Here is a 19,878-nt window from a genome sequence, read left to right on the forward strand (position 1 = left end):
TTCAAGCAAATTTATTTCGATAAAGTGAAATATGGAATACAGTCATTTGTATAAAGAAGATTAAAAACACAACATATAATGGGTACGCAGGAATATACGGGGTTACAATCGGATATATAACAAGCAATGCAGCTGCAGTCGGCATAACATACCAAAGCGCCATAAAAGTCGTACGACATGCTTTTGCTGTAATGATTTCTTCCCGCTCATCATCTTGTGGAAATAAAAGAGGAAACATCCAAAAAGATAATTTCTTATATTTCTTCTTTTGAACTTTATAAAAAATAGTTGATACAACAGCTACAATCAATAACAATAAAAACGGTGTGATGCTCATCGATATTTCAAATGGCACTTTCTCTGTTTGAATGATATTTGCAAATTCCACCTCAAAATAATAGAGTTCAATAAATGCCCAGCTAGCTAATCCGATAAATAACACATTCACCACATAAGACGAAATGATTCTATTCACCTTTTTCTCCCTCCTTATTTAAAACAAACACATCCTCCATCTTCAAACCAAATACATCACAAATCGTTAGCGCTAATAACAATGATGGAACGTAATCACCCTTTTCAATCGCTGCAATCGTTTGCCTTGTTACGCCAACTTTTTCAGCTAATACGCTCTGCGTAAAGTTAAAACGGGCTCTTAGCTCCTTCACTCTATTGTAAATGGTCAATTTTACCACCTCTTACCATTATTGTATGCTAAACTTTACAAAATGTAAACTCAACTTAACATTTATTTCGTAAAAAAATCCAACTTTACCAGATGTAAAGTTGGATTTGATTTTAATTTAAAATTGTAACTTTAACCGTTCTGCGTCCCCAAGCGCTAGAAGAAGCTTTATCTGGCATTAATACATCAATTCTATGACCTTTAATATCTCCGCCAGTATCCCCGGCAATTGCTTCACCGTATCCTTCAACATATACGCGAGATCCCAATGGAATAACCGCATCATCTACAGCAATTAATTTCATTCCTGGGTTTGCAGTTAAGTTATGACCCAATTTAGATTTTACAGTTTCACCTGGTTTATTTCCATTTTCAGACGGATCAGCTGTATAAGCAGTTGCCAATACATAAATTTCACGACCACCTTTAGCCGGCTTTGGATCTGGCTGAGGAGTAGGTGTTGTTTTTCCACTTTCAGCTTGCTTAGGCGCTGGTGCTGCTTGCTTAGCCGCGTCTGCTATTGCTTTTGCTTCTGCTTCTTTCGCAGCTTTTGCTTCTGCTTCTGCTTTTGCTTGAGCTTCCGCTGCTAATCTTGCAGCTTCTTGCTCACGAGCAATTGTTTCTTGTACTTCTTTCATACTTGATTCAATTTTTGCTTTTTCTTGTTCAGCTAAATTAATTTGACTTGCAATTTGATTATATTTTGCTTGCACAGCTTGTAAGTTTTCTTGACGCTTTTTCAAGTTTTCTTGTAAATCCGCTTGTGCTTTTGCTAATTTTTGTTTGTCTACTTCTAAAGACGCTTCCTTTTCGTCAATTGCTTTTTTGTCTTCTTCAATTTGACGAAGATCTTGTTCTTGCAGACGTAAAATCTCTTTATCTGCATCTAAGATTGTAGATACTGCATTCATACGTTGTAAGAAATCAGCAAAATTCTTTGATTCTACTACAACTTCTACTACTAAACTCGTATTTGAGCTATTTTGAACAGAAACCATACGTTTTTTCATAATATCTTTACGAGCAAGTACTTTATCCTCTAAAACGATAATCTCTTGCTTTTTCTGTTCAATTTGTTTATGCGTTTCATCGATTTTACTTTGAATAGCAGCTTGGTCCTCTTTGTTTTTTGTAATTGTATTATTTAAATTATGTAGTTCATTTTCAATACCTTGTATTTCTTTATTAACAGCTTGCTTCTCTTGTTCTTTTTGCTGAATATCATTGTTATTCTGCTGCAATTGCTGTTGCATGTTGTCCAGTTTCTCGTCGTTTGACTCAGCTTTTACAGCGACTGTACTAGAAAGACCAATAATTCCTGCTAATACTAGACTACTGATTCGCTTAAAATAGTTCATAATCCGACTCCCTTCTCATACAGTTATACATGATTTATTTTACAGTTTGTTTACAAACTCATTAAATACACTTTATTTTTCATGACAAAAAAATGAAAACAAACCATAAAATGTAATGCACACTTAACTTTTAACAACTTACTTTCATACAAATCTTACAAAATGTAAATTCGTATATTAGAAACAAAAGATTACACGACATTAAAAATATTGTCAAATCTTGTAGGAACCCTACTGATACAAAATCAGTCTGTTGACAACATATGACAACCCTCTACAAATTATATAAATCCAAATTGAAAAACCATCATAAAACCTTTCTTTTTGGGCGGAAGAGAGCATCAAGCCATGCATAGAAGCGGTCAAATTCTTCCCTTGCCCCATACCAATCTAAAAAAGAAAAAAAAATAAATGCAGGTCACTTTTTATTCTTCGTAACAGCGACTTATATATTGAAAAATCGAAATAGATTCATATGGTTTAACTCTCATTTTTTCCTTACATTTGATGGCGAAAGGAAATTTAAAATATTTCTCTTTTTATTGTGTCATCGTGGGGATACTCACCATTATTTTCCTATAAGAACGAAAGAGCTGTACTAAAAAATAGGACAGCTTTTCTTATAAAGTGAAACTTTAATCAGCCCTCACCAATCGGGCTTTTACAGGCAATTGATCCCCCACCTAACTTCTTTACTTTCGCTGAATTTTGAGGTGGGGGTCTTACTGTCCGCGAATAGCGGGATAAAAAATTTGTCGTCTTCCTTTTATTTACTTCTAATTTTCAGAATAGCATAACATTAAATGTATATCATGTTTTATAAAATGAATTTCGAACGGGATGAATCGATATTACAAACATGCCCTAACCTTGTAAGAATAACAGGAGGGATTGCACATGTTATGACTAAAACAGGATATTCACTCTAATTTCTTATTACTAATACAAAAGGGGTGCAATCATGTTTATTGTTACAAAACTTATTCATATTAAATTTGGCTATGAAGAAAAAGTAATTCGTTCCTTGCAACAATACTATCCAAACCCTGGTACATACGGGTTTATTAATCTAGAATTTTCTCGTACGAAGCGTACTGAACATGAAAATGAGTATATGATTCGTATATTATGGAAAACGCAACAAGATTATCACGAGTGGATTTCTCAAAAAAAGGAGACCACCACTTTAACATGGAAGCAACAATTCCAAAGCTATATTCTCTCATCAAAATCCAATGCTACGCATGTTAAATATCCCCACTAAGAAGAGCTTTCTGCCAATTTGCAGTAAGGTTCTTCTTCGTATTCATATAAAAGGTGAAAATGAACGAATTACAATTAAAGAATTATTGATTCGTTACGGTCTTTTCTATTTTATTTTAGGAGGAATGAACTATATTCTCTCTAGTAGTTCCATTTTAAATCGTGCCGATACTTTAATTCTACTTGTTACATTATTATTCCTATTCGTAATTAACGGTCTCTTTGTTATCCACGTTCTACTGCACGTATTTAGTCGTGATAAATTACTATTTTACGAGCGAATGAGTCATACACGAAATGCAATTACACTCCAAAAAGCTGACAAATAATTTGTCAGCTTTTTTCATAAACAGAAAACATTTTTGCTACATATGGATTTAAAAACACTCCCATTGGATCTACCTTTTCTCTAACTTCCAAGAAAGAGTTTAACTTTGGATAAACACATTGTAATTGTTCATATCGCATTGTATGCATTTTCCCCCAATGTGGACGCCCTTCGTATTTTTGAAAAATATGTTCTATCGCTGTAAAGTAAGCAGCGTATTTCATTCCTTTATACATATGCACAGCGATATACGCTGAATCTCTTCTATAAGCAGGACTTATCCATATATCATCTCCCCTTACATAACGACATTCAATTGGAAAATGAACTTGGAATTTCTTCTTTTCAATGAGGTTGTAAATTTCCCCTACTACATCTTTCATATACTGCGCTGGGACACTATACTCCATTTCATAAAAACGAACATTACGAGATGTAGCAAATATTTGATAACTTGGACCAATTGTTTTTGCATTCGGTACTGCCTTTGCTGACAGTCTACTAACTCCTTTACTTATAGAAGGGAGTAACTTGCATCCTTTAGACAATAATGAAAAAGCTATATTTTCAAGTAGTTCTGTCTTGAACTTATGCCACTTTAAATCTATCCCTTTAACTGTTGTTTCATTTGTAATTTTCACTTGGACATCATCTGAATACGGAAACACAAAAAATTCAAAATGACGATGTTGCTTATATTTCTCTAGTTTGTTTATTACAGTAGAAAACGATTCCTTTCTGCTTTCATAAATAAGTGAATAAGCTGGAATGACTTTTAATTTAACTTTTACAATAATTCCTAGCATGCCAAGAGATAACTGAAATGCCTTCCAAAATTCAGGATTCTCTTTCTCAGAACAAACAATAATTTCTCCAGATGCCAACACAGCTGTAACTTCTACTACTTGTGTTGCCAAACTACCAAATTGAATACCTGTTCCATGCGTCCCTGTACTAATTGCTCCTGCAATAGATTGTGAATCAATATCTCCTAAATTTTCCTGTGCGTATCCTATGTCTTCCAGCAGTTTTCCTAAGTTATACAACTTTGTTCCGCCCCATACTTCTACTATGAATGATTGTGAATCGACGTCTACTATCCCTTGTAGCTTATCTAAAGAAATTAGAATTTCCTCTGTTTGCACAAGAGGTGTAAAGGAATGTCCTGATCCAACAACACGAATTCTCTTTCCCTGTTCCTTTGCAAACTTCACTACTTCTATTACATCTTGTATACTTTTTGGATACATCGTATATTGTGGATTTCCTTCTACATTCCCTGTCCAATTTCTCCATTTCTGCCCTTTTACAGAAAGCATTGACCATCCCCCCGGTATGTTGAATACTTCCCTATCACTTTGTTACCTACAATACGATGTAACGATGAGAAACGCTCACATAGTTCTCCGGCTTTACTATGCCGAAATAACATGGCATCCCCAACCGTTAGATGTTCTGAACCATCATAATAAACGGGCGTTTGTACTTCTCCAGCTCCTTCTAAAGCTAACAACTTTGCCCCACTTGGCTCCCAAATCTCAGGCTGTTTGTCTTTCCCAACTGCTCCTGAAGCAATATATCCGCCACCGAGGCAAGTATATATATGTTGGCTTGGTTGTCTAACAATCGGCAACGCAAAGCCAACAGCTGGTTCAAATCTAATATCTTTATAGTAATCAAAGAGCTTGGGAGAGTAAAAAGCAGAACCTATTGTAATCTCTGTAACGGATTCATCTTGCATTGTCGTTTTTATACTTCCTGTGCCTCCTCCATTTACAAAACGAAGTGTAATTCCTCGTTCTTGCAACACGCGAACAATGTCTTGTCTACGTTTCATCACTTCAAATACAGATTTTCTCTTTAAATAAGCAACTATTTTATTTTTAAAACCTTGCTTTGGTACAGCGTCCCCAACTCCTGCAATCTGTGCCTCATATCCCATTACACCGTCTATTTGTAAAACGGAAGATTGAATTGCTTTTTCAATAACGTTTAAAGCCTCAGAAGTAGTACGTATAGGAGAACGTCTAACACCAAAATGAAACTGAAAAAAATGACTACTCATATCGATATCAATACAAATTCGAAAGCGTCCACCTGTTTCTATTGCAATTTTCTCTAAATAAGCAATATGTTCTATGCAATCTACCATACAAGTGATTATAAGTCCTTGTTTTGTAAGCAAACTAATTTCTTGAAGTGCTTGTTCATCATGTATAGGGTATCCAAGCAACAAATCATTAAATCCTTGTTTTATTAAGAATATTACTTCTCGTGGTGAAAAACACATAATGCCTTGAAAACAACTATTAGCGGCTAAAATTTTCTTCATCACTGGAACAGATCGTAACGATTTACTAGCAATACGAACTTTCTTTCCTCCGCACAATTGCACAATTGACTCTATATTTCTTTCTAACGCTTCTTCATCAAGAAATGCGCATGGTAAGGGAACCTTTTGAAATATGTTACGCTCCACATTGTTCTCTCCCCTTCTATATATATGTCTTATACATATTGGAACAAAACTATCATTTTCCTGTGTCTAAACAAAAAAAGTTTCTTCTTTACGAAGAAACTTTTTAACTATTTCAATAGAAGTGATTGCCTGTACTGGATCATGAATCATTATACGTATATGTTTTTTAACTAAGAAGTAACCAAGCGTTCTAGCGATTTACATACGTATCAAACCAAAGCTGAATATATCCCGCTGTGACACGCTGCGCTTCTACTAAACGTTTTCCTGTTGCTGGTGTAACTTCTGCACGCCATTTATCTGCATATTCTTGTGAAACTGCCGCTCTTACGAACCAATCTTTTGTAGTGCCATTTACAATACCAGCATAATCTTGCTTAGCAGCTACAGCCGCTCCATGAATCCAGTCTTCAGGATTTATTCCTTTCCAATTCCAATATCCATTTCCATCAGTCACTTTATAATTATTTTTTAGTGTATCTACAAAATTTTCATATTTGGAGTGGAAACCTTGTGGATAAGAAAGATTTGTAAAGTTTGCTGCATGCATCGGTTGATTTACATCTCCTAAGTAATGAAGCGATAATCCTAAATAGAAGAATGCTTGTTTCATATCTTGCTTTTGATAAGCTTCACCAGCAAGTTTAAAGTATTTAGCTCCGGTTTCTTTTGCCTGCTTAGCAAAAGGAATATACGTCTTCCCTGTATCGGGATTATAGAAATGAGAAGCAAATGTACTATTATCATAGTAAGGGTTTTCATAATCAGCAGCATAAATACCATTCTCTAACTCTGTACGCCATTCATTTAATAATGCAACTTGATCTTGTTTTACAACCGTTGTATTACGAGACATAATATCAATTGCACGATTGACAATCCATAAATGGGAGTTTACACCTTCTGCATGTTTATCTTCAGCAGACCAATATTGAATTGCTCTTACCTTATCTCCGCCCTCATTTTCATGGGCAAATGCTACACTTTGCAATGGTGCTACTAATGTAATAGCTGCTGCTAATGCTAATACTTTCTTTTTCATATGAAAACCTCCGTTTATATTTAATTTACTTGGAATATGTAATTCAAATCCTATGGTTAACCTACGATTAGAATATCCCACCTTTCTACTAATTTCTATTGAGAAAATAAATGATGCGAATATTCACATCATTATAATTCTATGGATAATATGTTTCATTTGCATTATAGTAAACGAATATTAATTTCCTGCAAAGAAACAGCTAAAATATTGTAAAAAATAGAAGCAACCAGGTGCATATCCTGATTGCTTCTATTTTTTCTTTCGCCCTGATAATATACTTGATAATTGAACATTTACTGCTAGTTTATGAATAAACCCAAACACTAAACCAATTCCAATGAAAATATAAAATATAGTAAAGATTTTCCCGAAATCTGTTTGCGGGCTAAAATCTCCATAGCCAACTGTCGTTAATGTAACAACGCTAAAATATAATGCATCAATTGTACGTAATCCTTCTACCGTACTGTAAAAAATAGTCCCTGATAGTAACGTTATAATCGTTAATACAAATAACACTTGAAATTCTTTATCTTTCCACGCTCTTGAGCAGGCTTTTAGCATTCGTTTCAAAGTTAGTAAAAATGAAACCTTATAACTCTCCCTTCCTACTTAAACAATTTAGTCAAAGGAAAGTCTATCACCTTTCTATCCACAAAAAAAGTAGCCTTCTTCTATTTCTAGAAAAAGACTACTTTCTTCTATATTATATATTATTTAGGTGAAACAAGAATTTTCACTTGTTTTTTATCTTTTACAAGCGCTTCAAATCCTTCTTCTACAACTTGATCCACTGTAATTTTTTTCGTAATTAATTTCTCTGCTTGAATTTGACCAGAGCTAATTAATTTAATAACAGATGGGAAGATGTGACGGTATCCAAGAATACCAACAAGTTCTTTTTCTTTTAATACTAAGTTGTTCGGAGTAATTGTCGCGTCTTTTTCCCATACGCTGACAATTACTGTTTGTCCTTCAAATCTTGTGCTTTCAATTGCTTGACGAAGTACAACTTCAACTCCTGTTACTTCGAAGCTAACATTTACACCTAAACCATTTGTTAAGTTACGGATTTCAGCTAGCACATCTTGTGTTGCTGGATTTAATACGTAATCAGCTCCTGCCAATTTTGCTAACTCTTGACGTTCTTTAGAAAGTTCAACTGCGATAACAGGTGTTGCACCTGCGGCTTTAGCAGCTTGGATAACAAGAAGTCCGATCGGTCCACATCCAAATACAGCTACAGCTTCGCCTTCTTTTAATTTACTTTGACGCACTGCATGAACTGCAACTGCTGCTGGTTCTACAAGTGCACCTTGTTCATAAGTCATTTCATCTGGGATATGGTGAACCATATCTGCTGGTACTACAGTATATTCAGAGAAGCCACCGCCATCTCCACCAAGACCGTGGAAAACAAGTTGTTCACAAACGTTATAATGACCATGTTTACAAGCTTCACATTTACCACAAGAATAAATAGGTTCTACAACAACGCGGTCCCCTATTTTATGATTCGTAACGCCTTCACCGATTTCAACAACTTCACCACTAAACTCATGACCTAAAATAACAGGTGCTTTCACATGTGTTAGTGGATGTTCTTCTGTTGGAATAAAAATAGGTCCTGCTAAATATTCATGTAAATCTGTTCCACAAATACCACACCATTTAACTTTGATCTTCACTGCTCCTGGTCGTACAGTTGGTTCTGGAACTTCTTCTACTCTTACATCACGTTGATTATGCCAAAGTAATGCTTTCATTTTATGCATCCCTCTCTTGTATATATACTTAACCTGGTGAAGTTTACCAATCTATTATAGTACTTCTATCCATATTTTTCAAAACCCCAATCTGAATTCCACTAAATTTTAACAAAAAAAGTTCATTTTTTTGTCACTTTGTACTTTTTTCCACATCTGTTAATTCAATTTCATTGCAGGTGAAATTCGCATTATGCCATAATAGCATAGGAGAGGTGAACATCGCTTGAAATATTTCATTTATTTTATTGTTATCGTAGCGTTTTTAGATACATTTTCACAATTACCTATTATGAGTACTTACGCGCAAAGTCTTGGGGGAACTCCTCTTATTATTGGTCTTGTTGTAGGGATGTACTCGTTTTCCAATATGATCGGCAATATTATCGCAGGTGCATCTGTTGATAAATTTGGAGCAAAGAAAGTACTCTATATGAGTATGGGAATTACGAGTTTCATAGTATTATTGTATACCGTTGTTCAAAGCGGGGAACAATTACTTATCGTTCGCTTTTTACACGGATTTAGTGATGGTTTCTTAATCCCTGCAGCCTTTACTTTCCTATCTAAACAAACGAAATCTACAAAACAAGGAAAAGCAATGGCACTATCTGGTGCTGCTGTCGGAACAGCGGCTATCGTTGGTCCTGCCTTCAGTGGAATTATGAAAGCAACCGCAGGTGTAGAGTGGGTCTTTGTTACGATTTCTATCTTAATGGTACTCGGTACTATCGTAGCCCTTGTCTTGTTACCAACCAATGTGACTAGAAAAGATACATCACGGACGCAAATGATGAACAAAGAAGATATGGTAGGATTACTAAAATCCGAACCATTATTACAAGCATATATTGGTGCTTTTACATTAATGTTTTCACAAGGAATCGTCACATATATGTTACCGGTAAAAGTAGAAGCACTAGCACTCAAAGCATCTACAACAGGCATGATGCTAAGTGTATTTGGAATCACTGCCATCCTTTTCTTCTTACTACCAACAAATCGTATTTACGATCGCTTTGACCGTTCAAAAATGATGCTGATCGGTATTGCGGTCATGGCACTTGCCTTATCATTACTTGGCATATTTACAACAAAAAGTATGCTCTTTGTTGTGATGATGATTTACGGAATTGGATTCGCCATCCTCTTCCCATCTATTAATGCTTTACTCGTTGAAAATACAACTGAAGATAAACGAGGGAAGGCATTCGGATTATTTTACGCATTCTTCTCATTAGGCGTCGTCGCAGGCTCTTTTACAGTGGGGGCAATCGGTGCATCACCGAGCGTAAGCTTTGTAATTGGAACTGCATTCTTACTCACATTTGCTGGAATGATTTATTTCAGGGGAAAAATAAAAGAGACAATGATGAATTAACTCATCATTGTCCCTTTTTTTAATCAACTATTTACTATAAATCCTCAACATATAAAGGATTAGCAGTTATATAGTTTCCTGATTTTAGCTTGTACATTTTTGAACCATTTACAGTTAACGTTTCCACAACAGTGAATACATCACCTTTTTTCACAGTACCAGCCTTTGCATTCCAATCAGGTTGATTATAATAATATAATTCTTCTACTTTTACACGAATTAAGGATGTTTTTCTCTGTAATCCAAATGCCTTTACTAAACCATTTACATGCCCTCTTGCAAGTTGCTCTCTAAATGTTGCATTACCTAATTTTTGGGCATCTTCTGCTCGATCAATAAACCCATTTTCAGTTAATACTGCTGGCATATTCGTTTCTCTTAACACATGGAAATTATTCGTTTTAACTCCTCTATCAGCAAGGTTAGTTGTTTTCATAATTTCTTGATGAATTACCTTTTGGTAAGTCGTAGTTGGTGCTCCTGCATTTGGATAACTATAATCTTCATAACCAGTGCCACCACCACTATTAATATGTACAGATAAGAAAAAGTCTGCTCCCCAATTATTTGCATCAGTTGTTCGCTGTGTTAGCGTAGGATATACATCACTCGTACGACTCATTCTAATTTCATGCCCTGTATATTCTGCATTTAAAATGTTACGAATACGTGTTGCAATATCTAATGTTAAGTCTTTTTCTCGTAAACCATTTCCAATCGCTCCTGTATCCGTTCCACCATGACCTGGATCAAGATAAATCTTAACTGTCTCCGCACTTGCATGTGCAGTTGGTATAGCAAAATACATACATGCTACACATAATAAAACAATACTACTTTTCACAAAAGCTGATAATTTTTTCAATGCTGTCAATTACTGTACTCTCCCTTTATATATAAATTTACAAATATCTCCTACACTCCAAGTCTATTAGACTCTACATTCCCTTCCTAAAAAAGGTTTTCAATTAAACTACTAAACTATCACTATTCTAAATAATCCTTTTGAATTTCACTCAAAATAAGAAACAAAATCAATATATAATTTTGTTTTTTATAGATAATTATTTTTTAAGATTAAAAATTAGTAAAACCTTAATCAGCCCTCATCAATCGGGCTTTTATGGGCAGTTGATCCCCAAAACTCCCTTCTTTGTTTCTCTCTGAACTTTGAGGTGGGAGTCTTACTGCCCGTTAATGCGGTATAAATATCGACTATACTTCGACAATTTCCCTGGAAATATTTCTTTTCCCTACACCATTTGATAGACTGTATATAGGTAAACAATGTATTACACAAAATAAAATAATAGCTTAATGTATAAATAAAAAAGTACGTTCTTTCTACGAAGAACGTACTTTTTTATTTTATTACTAATCTATTAACGACGAATCCAAATAGCTCCTGCCGACTTATCATCTGCTTGCCCAACAACTTGGAATTTCAGCCCTAATTGCGGTACTTTTCGTCCCGCATCAGGAATTTGAGTGTTACTGTATACTTTAGAATCATCAAATGTTGCAACACCTGGTAAGCCTGGGTAATTAAATTGTCCACGTGTAAATGAATTTACGTTCCACGCCGGTGTTTGATCAAGTGAAAATGCAGCATCTGCAATTTGCAACCCTGTATTACCGTATACTGGTTTTCCATTTAAATTTCCAACAACTGCTTCTGGGTGAGAATCAACAACACCAAGGAAGCCTTCACCAGGATGCCTGCCAACCCAGTTATCTTTAAAACTATCATCTGCATACCAAACAACAAGACCAGTATTATATACTGGACCTCTCCCTGCTTTTAACCCTTCATCTGAGCCAGCATAGTTTCTCCACTCTAAATAATAATAATGTGGTTTCTTTTCTGTTCCATCAGAAACGACAAAACCATTTAACTTCATTTTCGCTTGTCCTTCTGCATCATCTGAAAATACCACTTTTCCATCGACTGTTACATTCACATTATCCATTGCAAATCCTTTATATGTTAAAGCAGGATCTGTAATATAATCAAATTGCAATTTCACTTTCTTCCCTTTAAATTGACTTAAATCATATGATTTATCAATCCATTTTCCTTCTGTCGTATCTTGGTCACCTTTTACCACTTTATCGCCTAGTTTATCGATTAATGTTTTTGTTCCATCTTCTGTCACCGCATGCACTTCAATAAAATCACATTCTGCTTCAAGTTCATAGTTTGCTTTATAATCAAATTTCGCATTAGCTGCCTTCGTTAAATCAAACAATGGTGTTTCTAATGTTGTATGCATATCATCGCCTCTTGTACTGTAGTATGCATGCTTGCCAAATCCAGTTTTAATTGTTTCAACACTTTTCTCAGGTAAATTTACACGTACAAGACCTGGACGATTGGATTTTGTAACACTTTGATCAATATATGTAGGGAAACCTACTCCACGTTTTATTTTATCGTAATCTACTTCTACAATTTCCGCCCAGTTTCCACCCATATTTTTTTGTAAGAAATCTTTATTTTGCGGTGAAAAACTTGTTGGTTCTGTCCCTGCGATTCTTCCTGTCCAGCTACCACCACTCATTAATGACCATGCTTCCACAGGTGATCCAGCTCCAGTATAGTTCGTATCATATTCATCTGGTAAACCAAGATCATGACCAAATTCATGAGCGAATACGCCAACTGCACCATCCTCAGGCTCAATTGTGTAATCATGTGCAGCAACTTTTCCATCCCAATATGAAACTTTTGACTTTGTCCCTTCAATTGCAACTGGATCTTGTGCTAATTTAGAACGATGTGACCAGATTGCATCATCACCTAATTTACCGCCACCAGCTTCTTGACCAACCCCAGCATGAATGACCATTAAATGATCAATTACGCCGTCTGGTTCATTTTGATTTCCATCACCATTTGTATCATAACGATCAAACTGGTCAAATTGAGATAAATCTAATCCTTTCTCTGCTGCTGCTTTTAAGGCTTCTTCCACAAGGTCACGTGCCCCTTTAGGTCCTTTATTATCATGGCCAGTCTTACCATCTGCTCCGTAATCTGCCGCTTTCCCAGGAACCGTTAACCATTCTGTTACATAACCATCTGTCGTATAACTACCACCAGACTGCTCTTCATAATATTGTTTAAATGTTTTTACTTTTGAACCATCGAATAACGTGAATGGTTCATTACCGAATAACATTTTTTGATAATGCTCTCTACTAAAATCGTTCGCATACATATAACCAGGGCTTTGTTCAATATTATTATGTTTATAATCACTAAACTCTACAAGTAGTACAAGTACTTTATCTGTACGAACAGCTCCGTTATATGGAGCCTGCTTTGCTGGAGAAGTTGGTACTTTTCCATTTAACTGTTTTTTATTTTGTGAAGGCGTTTGCTCTGAACTAGCATTTTCTACAGACTTCTTCACTTTTTCCTTTTCTTCCATCTTTTTTTCTTTTACTTTTTTTACAAAATCAGATGCTTCTTTAACAGGATCACCCGGAAGAATTTCTTTATTTGGCTGATCACCCTTCTTTTTTTCAATATATTTCTCTACAGCCTTTTGTGTCTCTTCTTTTGATGCTGATCGATCAATCGTTCCACGTTCTTTTAAAGCTTCAGCCAAACGTTCTTCTTGAATTAAATTGTTATCAATTGGAGTTGTTGAAATACTTCCTTTTGACTGAGATGTTGTTTCCGCATAAGCTGATGATGTACCAAGTACAAATGTGCAACCAAGCATTGTCGTGATTGCCAAAGATGAAAACACTTTAAACGGTTTTTTTCTTTTCATTACTATTTCCTCCCTTATTAATTGTAACAAGACTTAAAATTCAGATAATTAATAATATGAAATGCACAATATATATAAGTTCTATAATATAGATCTATCCCCCCTTCTATATACATAAAAAAGACATAGTTCTATAATCATGGAATAGTGATTATCCCCTTATAGAATCATGCCCTCCAGTTCTCTGGTCAGACCCTGTGTTGACTACTTACCTCGTGTCGAAAAAACTCACAAAAAAGAGTTATTTATTATATATTAAATAACTTAGATAGAAAATTTAAAAGACAATATGCACAATTGCATGAAAATTCTTTTATTCATTATTTTACAAACAAAAAAACCACCAAGGTTAGCGTAATGCTAACCTTGGTAGTTTTTGTTTCCCCCTCATAAACGGGGACCAATCCTTCACAGATGGAAGTTTTACTTTATTTCCCTTGTGTTTTCTCCCAATCAGCTAAGAACTTCTCAATTCCTTGATCTGTTAACGGATGTTTCACTAATGCTCCAATTACATTTGCCGGAATTGTTGCGATGTGTGCACCGTTTAACGCTGCGTCTGTTACGTGAACGCTATGGCGTACAGATGCTGCAATAATTTCTGTTTTAATGTCATGAATTACAAAGATATCAGCGATTTGGCGAATTAAGTCCAAACCATTATGACCGATATCATCTAAACGACCTAAGAATGGAGATACGTACGTTGCGCCAGCACGTGCTGCAAGCAATGCTTGTACCGCAGAGAATACTAACGTAACGTTTGTACGAATTCCTAAATCAGAGAATGCTTTTACTGCTTTTAAGCCCTCTTTTGTCATTGGTACTTTTACAACAACGTTTGGAGCAATTTTTGCTAATTCTTTTCCTTCTTCAATCATTTTATCTGCTTCTAAACTAATTACTTCTGCACTTACAGGTCCTTCTACAACGCTGCAAATTTCACGAATACGTTCATGGAAATCTACGCCTTCTTTTGCTACAAGTGATGGATTTGTTGTTACACCTGCTAATACGCCTAAATCATTTGCCTCTTTAATTTCATCAATGTTTGCTGTATCAATAAAAAATTTCATTTGTTTTTCTTCCTTCCTAAATGTAAGTTTATATTTTATTTTTTCTTAATAAGCTCTAATTCAATCGGAATGAATTTTTCCACTTTTTTACCTTGGTTCACTTGTCTTGCTGTTTCCATCGCTTTCTCTCCGATTAATTCTGGTTTTTGCGCAACAGTTGCTGTCATACGTCCGTCATTAACCGCTTTCACAGCATCATCTGTGGCATCAAATCCAACAACAACCACATCTGTTTTCCCAGCAGATTTTAATGCTTCAAGTGCCCCTAATGCCATTTCATCGTTATGAGCAAATACTGCTTTTATATCGCTATTTGCTTGTAAAATATTTTCCATAACTGATAATCCTTTGGCACGATCGAAGTCTGCGGCTTGCTTCGCAACAACTTTTAGCCCCTTATCGGCAACTTTATGGAATCCTTTCCCACGCTCGCGAGCAGCGGATGATCCAGGAATCCCTTCTAACTCAGCAACATTTGCACCTTCACCAACAAGTTCACGAATGTAGTCACCGGCCATACTTCCGCCTTCTACATTATTTGACGCAATGTGTGAAACAACTTTTCCTGAGTTTGCAACGCGGTCTACTGTAATAACAGGGATATTTGCTGCATTAGCTGCACTTACTGCTGAAGCAACTGCATCTGAATCTGTTGGGTTAATGACAACTACATCAACGCCTTTTTGAATTAAGTCTTCAACATCATTCGTTTGCTTCGCTGCATCATTTTGTGCATCAACAGCAATTAACTCAATGCCACTATCTTTCGCCTTCTTTTCTGCCCCTTTTTTCAACGTGACGAAAAATGGATTGTTTAAAGTGGAGACAGAAAATCCAACTTTAATAGTTTTACTTCGACCTTTATCGCTAGAATCCTTTGCCCATTCTGGTGGTTCCATTGAACAACCAGCAGTGATTATCACTATGAGTGCAACGAGTACAAGTAACCATTTTTTCATGAATTGTCCCTCCATTATGCTTCTTTTCGACGATCAATTAATACAGCAAGTAAGATCACAAGTCCTTTTACAACTTGTTGGAAGAAAGAAGATACGCCTAATAAATTTAGACCGTTATTTAGTACACCGATAATCAGTACACCAATGAATGTGCCGACAATCCAACCTCTTCCACCAGAAAGACTTGTTCCTCCTAATACAACTGCAGCAATTGCATCTAATTCATAAGCAGAACCAGCAGTTGGCTGGGCAGAATCTAAACGTGATGTTAACACGATACCTGCAAGCGCTGCCAAAATTCCGGAAAGACCATAAATCATTACTTTTATTCTTGTTACATTAATACCTGATAATGCCGCTGCTTCTTCATTTCCACCAATTGCAAAGGTCCGACGACCAAACGTCGTTTTCTTTAAAATAAAGTACAATGCAGCAAAAGCCATCATCATCGTTACAGCCGGTACAGGAATACCAAGGAAGTAACCACGACCGAACATTTGAAACATTAAGTGATCACCAAGGCCAGTGATCGGACGTCCGTCCATATAAACAAGCGTCAGCCCACGAAAAATGGTCATTGTTGCTAATGTCGCAATAAATGGTGCCACTTTTCCCTTCGCAATGATGACACCGTTTATAATTCCCATTACAAGACCAGCCAATAATCCAACCGCCATTGCAAGGAACGGATCCACACCACTTGCCATCATTCCAGCAACAAGTGCACTTGATAATGCTAAGATAGAACCTACCGATAAGTCAATACCCCCAGTTAAAATAACGAAGGTCATTCCAAATGCAATGAGTGCATTAATAGATACTTGGCGTAAAATATTAAATAAATTTGGTATTTCAATAAATGCTGGATTTAATGCTGTAATAACTACAATAATCAGTACCAATCCAATTAAAGAACCTAGCTGCTGCAATATATTCCCCTTTTTAGCCATAACTTACTCTCCCCCTGTAGCTAATGCCATAATGGACTCCTGTGTTGCTTTATCTTTCTCTAAAATACCGCCTACTTTTCCTTCATGAATAACAAGGACACGATCGCTCATTCCTAAAACTTCTGGAAGTTCGGATGAAACCATAATAACTGCATCCCCCTGCTTTGTAAGCTTGTTCATAATAGAGTAAATTTCTTTTTTTGCTCCAACATCAACACCCCGTGTTGGTTCATCTAAAATTAACAGCTGCGGATGGATTCCTAGCCATTTTGCAATAACAATCTTTTGTTGATTTCCACCAGAAAGTGATTTGACGGCTTGTTCACCATTTGCCGCTTTTACATTGAGAAGCTTCATCATATCCTCTGTGAACTGTGCTTCTACTCCTTTATCCATCACACTACCTTTTGAGAGACTCTCTAGATTTGGCAATGCTAAATTTTCACGAATAGAAAAATCTAAGACAAGCCCTTCTGATTTTCGATCTTCTGTAATAAAGGCAATTCGTTGCCGTATTGCATCAATTGGGCTATCAATTTTCACTTCTTGCCCATTCATAAATATTTGGCCCGAATCTAACGGTTCATGTCCAAATATCGCCTTCATAATATCAGTACGGCCAGCTCCCATTAATCCAGCGACACCGAGAATTTCACCTTTTCTCACTTGAAACGAAATATTTTTAAACTTTCCTTTTTTCGTTCCGTTACGCATTTCAAAAATAACTTCACCGATCTTCGCATCGCGCTCCGGATAGCGCTCACCGATGCTGCGACCAACCATCATACTCACTACTTCATCAAATGATGTTTCTGGAATTAACCTCGTTCCAACATATTCCCCATCACGTAAAATCGTAATAGCATCACAAATAGAAAAGATTTCTTCCATGCGATGTGAAATGTAGACGAACGATACGCCTTCTTTACGTAATTTATTAATAACCGTAAAAAGTGTTTCAATTTCGCGGTCCGTTAAGGCTGCTGTCGGCTCGTCCATAATAATAACGCTCGCATTTGTCATTAAGGCCTTACCAATTTCAATAATTTGCTGCTGTCCAACTGATAATTCCCCAGCAAGCATAGCCCCTTTTACGTGAAGCCCAAGACTTGCTAATTGTTGCTGCGCTAACCCATTCATTTGCCGTGTACGTAAAATGCCTGTTTTGCCGTACATCAACTCTTTCCCAAGAAACATATTTTCAGCAACTGTTAAGTTCGGTAATATGTTCAGCTCTTGATGAATAAAAGCAATTCCGTATTCCTCAGCTTCTTTTGCGTTTTTAAATGTCCGGTCTTGCCCATCAATCGTGACTTGACCACTATCTTTCGTATATACACCCGTTAAAATTTTCATGAGCGTTGATTTTCCCGCTCCATTTTCCCCCATCAGTGCATGGACTTCTCCTGTTTCAATACTAAACTGTGCGTTTTTCAAAACAGGATTACCATTGAACGCTTTTGAAATATTTTGCATTTCAATACGCATTCTCATCACATCCCTTTATTAAAAAATCACGCCTGCATGTAAAATAACATTCGCATATGGCGTTGCTTCTCCCGTACGAATAACTACCTTGGCTTGTTTTGTACGTTCTTTAAACTGTTCATGTGATACATATTCAAAAGCAGCTTCTTTTAAACGTGCTTCGACTTCTCTGTTTACTTCTGCATTATTGATCGTAATCTCTCCTGCTAATGTTAGTTTTTCAACTGCCATGTCGTCTATCACAACTTGTAATACCTCTAGAAACGATGGTTTTCCAAGTTCTACCGCTAAATCAATTCGCTTTACACCATCTGGAATAGGTAAACCACAATCAGCAATCACAATTGTATCCGTATGTCCAAGGGAAGCAAGTACCGCAGCAATTTCACTATTTAATACACCATGCTTCTTCATCCAACAATCACCTGCACTTCTCTTACCTTTTCTCTTGTTGGCATACCACCTTGTGCCCCTAGCTTTGTTACAGAAAGACCGCCGGCAATGTTTGCAAAGCGGATTGCTTTTTGTAATGTCTCACCTTCGGAAAGCGCAACCGCTAATGCACCGTTAAAAGTATCACCTGCTCCTGTTGTATCCACTACTTCAACATCAATACTTGGTACATGAACAATCTCTGTACCATTATGGAAACGAACACCTTTCCCACCTTCTGTCATCAGTAATTTATTTGGATATTTCGCAAGTAACTCTTCAATTGGTGACGTAAAATCATCTAATACAATGCGGCATTCATGTTCATTCGGTGTAATATACGTCGCCTTTTCTAAAATATCTACTGGCAATACTTGTGCCGGAGCTGGATTTAACATAACCGGAATTTTGTGTTCTTCACAAATATCAAGAACGTATTCCACTGTTTCTAGCGGAATTTCAAGCTGAAGGACAACCATATCAGCTTTTACAAGAAGATCTTTCGCACGATCAACAATTTGTTCATTCACAAGACGATTTGCTCCTTGTACAACGACAATACTGTTGTCTTCTTCCGCTAAAACAATATGAGCAATTCCTGTCGTTCCATCTGTAACCGGTACCACACAGTCGATAAAAATACGTTCATTCTCTAAATTTTTTCTAACTAGCTTACCATAATCATCATTTCCTACAGCACCTACCATTGCCACATTTGCACCTAATCTAGCTGCGGCAACAGCTTGGTTTGCTCCTTTGCCTCCAGGCACTGTATGAAACGCTTCTCCAATCACTGTTTCTCCTGCTTTTGGTCGCTTTTTTGAAACAGCGACTAAATCCATTGAAATACTGCCGACTACTGCAATGTTTGGCATATATCTCATCT

General features: G+C 36.3%; 18 protein-coding genes and 1 pseudogene. 3 read left to right on the plus strand and 16 right to left on the minus strand.

Annotated elements, in window-relative coordinates:
* Position 1: 1 nt before the first annotated feature.
* From MHH45_RS12935 to MHH45_RS12945, 3 genes are all read right to left on the minus strand, one after another.
* Entirely contained in the window at positions 2–475 is a 474-nt protein-coding gene (locus tag MHH45_RS12935; RefSeq protein WP_016113134.1) for a hypothetical protein, read from the minus strand.
* Positions 468–695, minus strand: coding sequence for a helix-turn-helix transcriptional regulator (locus MHH45_RS12940; RefSeq protein WP_077294953.1), 228 nt, complete (start codon positions 693–695; stop codon positions 468–470). Before MHH45_RS12940 ends, MHH45_RS12935 begins: the two co-directional genes overlap by 8 nt.
* Before the next feature lie 103 nt (positions 696–798).
* Positions 799–2,043, minus strand: coding sequence for a 3D domain-containing protein (locus tag MHH45_RS12945; protein WP_016113132.1), 1,245 nt, complete (start codon positions 2,041–2,043; stop codon positions 799–801).
* A gap of 961 nt (positions 2,044–3,004) precedes the next feature.
* Here MHH45_RS12945 and MHH45_RS12955 point away from each other — a divergent pair.
* Together MHH45_RS12955 and MHH45_RS12960 are read left to right on the plus strand one after the other, a co-directional pair.
* Positions 3,005–3,307: a hypothetical protein gene (locus MHH45_RS12955; protein WP_016113131.1), complete on the plus strand. Its 303-nt coding sequence runs from the start codon at positions 3,005–3,007 to the stop codon at positions 3,305–3,307.
* Between the two features lie 25 nt (positions 3,308–3,332).
* Positions 3,333–3,635: pseudogene (locus tag MHH45_RS12960) on the plus strand (hypothetical protein); the annotation flags it as partial.
* 4 nt (positions 3,636–3,639) lie between these two features.
* Here the strand turns inward: MHH45_RS12960 and MHH45_RS12965 are convergent.
* From MHH45_RS12965 to bdhA, 5 genes are all read right to left on the minus strand, one after another.
* A complete protein-coding gene (locus MHH45_RS12965; protein ID WP_016131187.1) occupies positions 3,640–4,953 on the minus strand; it encodes a D-arabinono-1,4-lactone oxidase in 1,314 nt (437 codons plus the stop codon).
* The gene (locus MHH45_RS12970) at positions 4,941–6,113 is read right to left on the minus strand and encodes an amino acid deaminase/aldolase (RefSeq protein WP_016113128.1); all 1,173 of its coding nucleotides are present in this window, start codon (positions 6,111–6,113) and stop codon (positions 4,941–4,943) included. Before MHH45_RS12970 ends, MHH45_RS12965 begins: the two co-directional genes overlap by 13 nt.
* Before the next feature lie 190 nt (positions 6,114–6,303).
* Positions 6,304–7,155 carry a phospholipase CerA gene (gene cerA / locus MHH45_RS12975; RefSeq protein WP_016131186.1) on the minus strand — a complete coding sequence of 284 codons (852 nt, stop codon included), beginning with the start codon at positions 7,153–7,155 and terminating at the stop codon, positions 6,304–6,306.
* A gap of 252 nt (positions 7,156–7,407) precedes the next feature.
* Positions 7,408–7,722 carry a potassium channel family protein gene (locus tag MHH45_RS12980; RefSeq protein WP_016113126.1) on the minus strand — a complete coding sequence of 105 codons (315 nt, stop codon included), beginning with the start codon at positions 7,720–7,722 and terminating at the stop codon, positions 7,408–7,410.
* A gap of 149 nt (positions 7,723–7,871) precedes the next feature.
* On the minus strand, positions 7,872–8,924 hold the full coding sequence (bdhA, locus tag MHH45_RS12985; protein WP_016113125.1) for a (R,R)-butanediol dehydrogenase: 1,053 nt from the start codon (positions 8,922–8,924) through the stop codon (positions 7,872–7,874).
* Between the two features lie 226 nt (positions 8,925–9,150).
* Here bdhA and MHH45_RS12990 point away from each other — a divergent pair, with 226 nt between their 5' ends.
* Positions 9,151–10,305, plus strand: a complete 1,155-nt coding sequence (locus MHH45_RS12990) for an MFS transporter (RefSeq protein WP_016113124.1) — start codon at positions 9,151–9,153, stop codon at positions 10,303–10,305.
* A gap of 34 nt (positions 10,306–10,339) precedes the next feature.
* Here MHH45_RS12990 and MHH45_RS12995 read toward each other — a convergent pair whose 3' ends face one another.
* The 8 genes from MHH45_RS12995 to rbsK form a co-directional block, all read right to left on the minus strand.
* Positions 10,340–11,179, minus strand: coding sequence for an N-acetylmuramoyl-L-alanine amidase (locus MHH45_RS12995; RefSeq protein WP_088094308.1), 840 nt, complete (start codon positions 11,177–11,179; stop codon positions 10,340–10,342).
* A gap of 508 nt (positions 11,180–11,687) precedes the next feature.
* A complete protein-coding gene (locus MHH45_RS13000) occupies positions 11,688–14,087 on the minus strand; it encodes an immune inhibitor A (RefSeq protein WP_088094307.1) in 2,400 nt (799 codons plus the stop codon).
* Between the two features lie 428 nt (positions 14,088–14,515).
* On the minus strand, positions 14,516–15,163 hold the full coding sequence (gene fsa / locus MHH45_RS13005) for a fructose-6-phosphate aldolase (protein WP_016113121.1): 648 nt from the start codon (positions 15,161–15,163) through the stop codon (positions 14,516–14,518).
* Positions 15,164–15,198: 35 nt separating this feature from the next.
* On the minus strand, positions 15,199–16,122 hold the full coding sequence (rbsB, locus tag MHH45_RS13010) for a ribose ABC transporter substrate-binding protein RbsB (protein WP_016113120.1): 924 nt from the start codon (positions 16,120–16,122) through the stop codon (positions 15,199–15,201).
* A gap of 14 nt (positions 16,123–16,136) precedes the next feature.
* Positions 16,137–17,072, minus strand: coding sequence for an ABC transporter permease subunit (locus MHH45_RS13015; RefSeq protein ID WP_016113119.1), 936 nt, complete (start codon positions 17,070–17,072; stop codon positions 16,137–16,139).
* A 3-nt stretch (positions 17,073–17,075) separates the two neighbouring features.
* On the minus strand, positions 17,076–18,560 hold the full coding sequence (locus MHH45_RS13020) for a sugar ABC transporter ATP-binding protein (protein ID WP_016113118.1): 1,485 nt from the start codon (positions 18,558–18,560) through the stop codon (positions 17,076–17,078).
* A gap of 18 nt (positions 18,561–18,578) precedes the next feature.
* Positions 18,579–18,974, minus strand: coding sequence for a D-ribose pyranase (rbsD, locus tag MHH45_RS13025; protein WP_016113117.1), 396 nt, complete (start codon positions 18,972–18,974; stop codon positions 18,579–18,581).
* A complete protein-coding gene (gene rbsK, locus MHH45_RS13030) occupies positions 18,971–19,867 on the minus strand; it encodes a ribokinase (protein ID WP_016113116.1) in 897 nt (298 codons plus the stop codon). Before rbsK ends, rbsD begins: the two co-directional genes overlap by 4 nt.
* Positions 19,868–19,878: the final 11 nt, after the last annotated feature.

The sequence above is a fragment of the Bacillus sp. FSL K6-0042 genome, assembly GCF_038006685.1.
Classification (GTDB): domain Bacteria; phylum Bacillota; class Bacilli; order Bacillales; family Bacillaceae_G; genus Bacillus_A; species Bacillus_A pseudomycoides.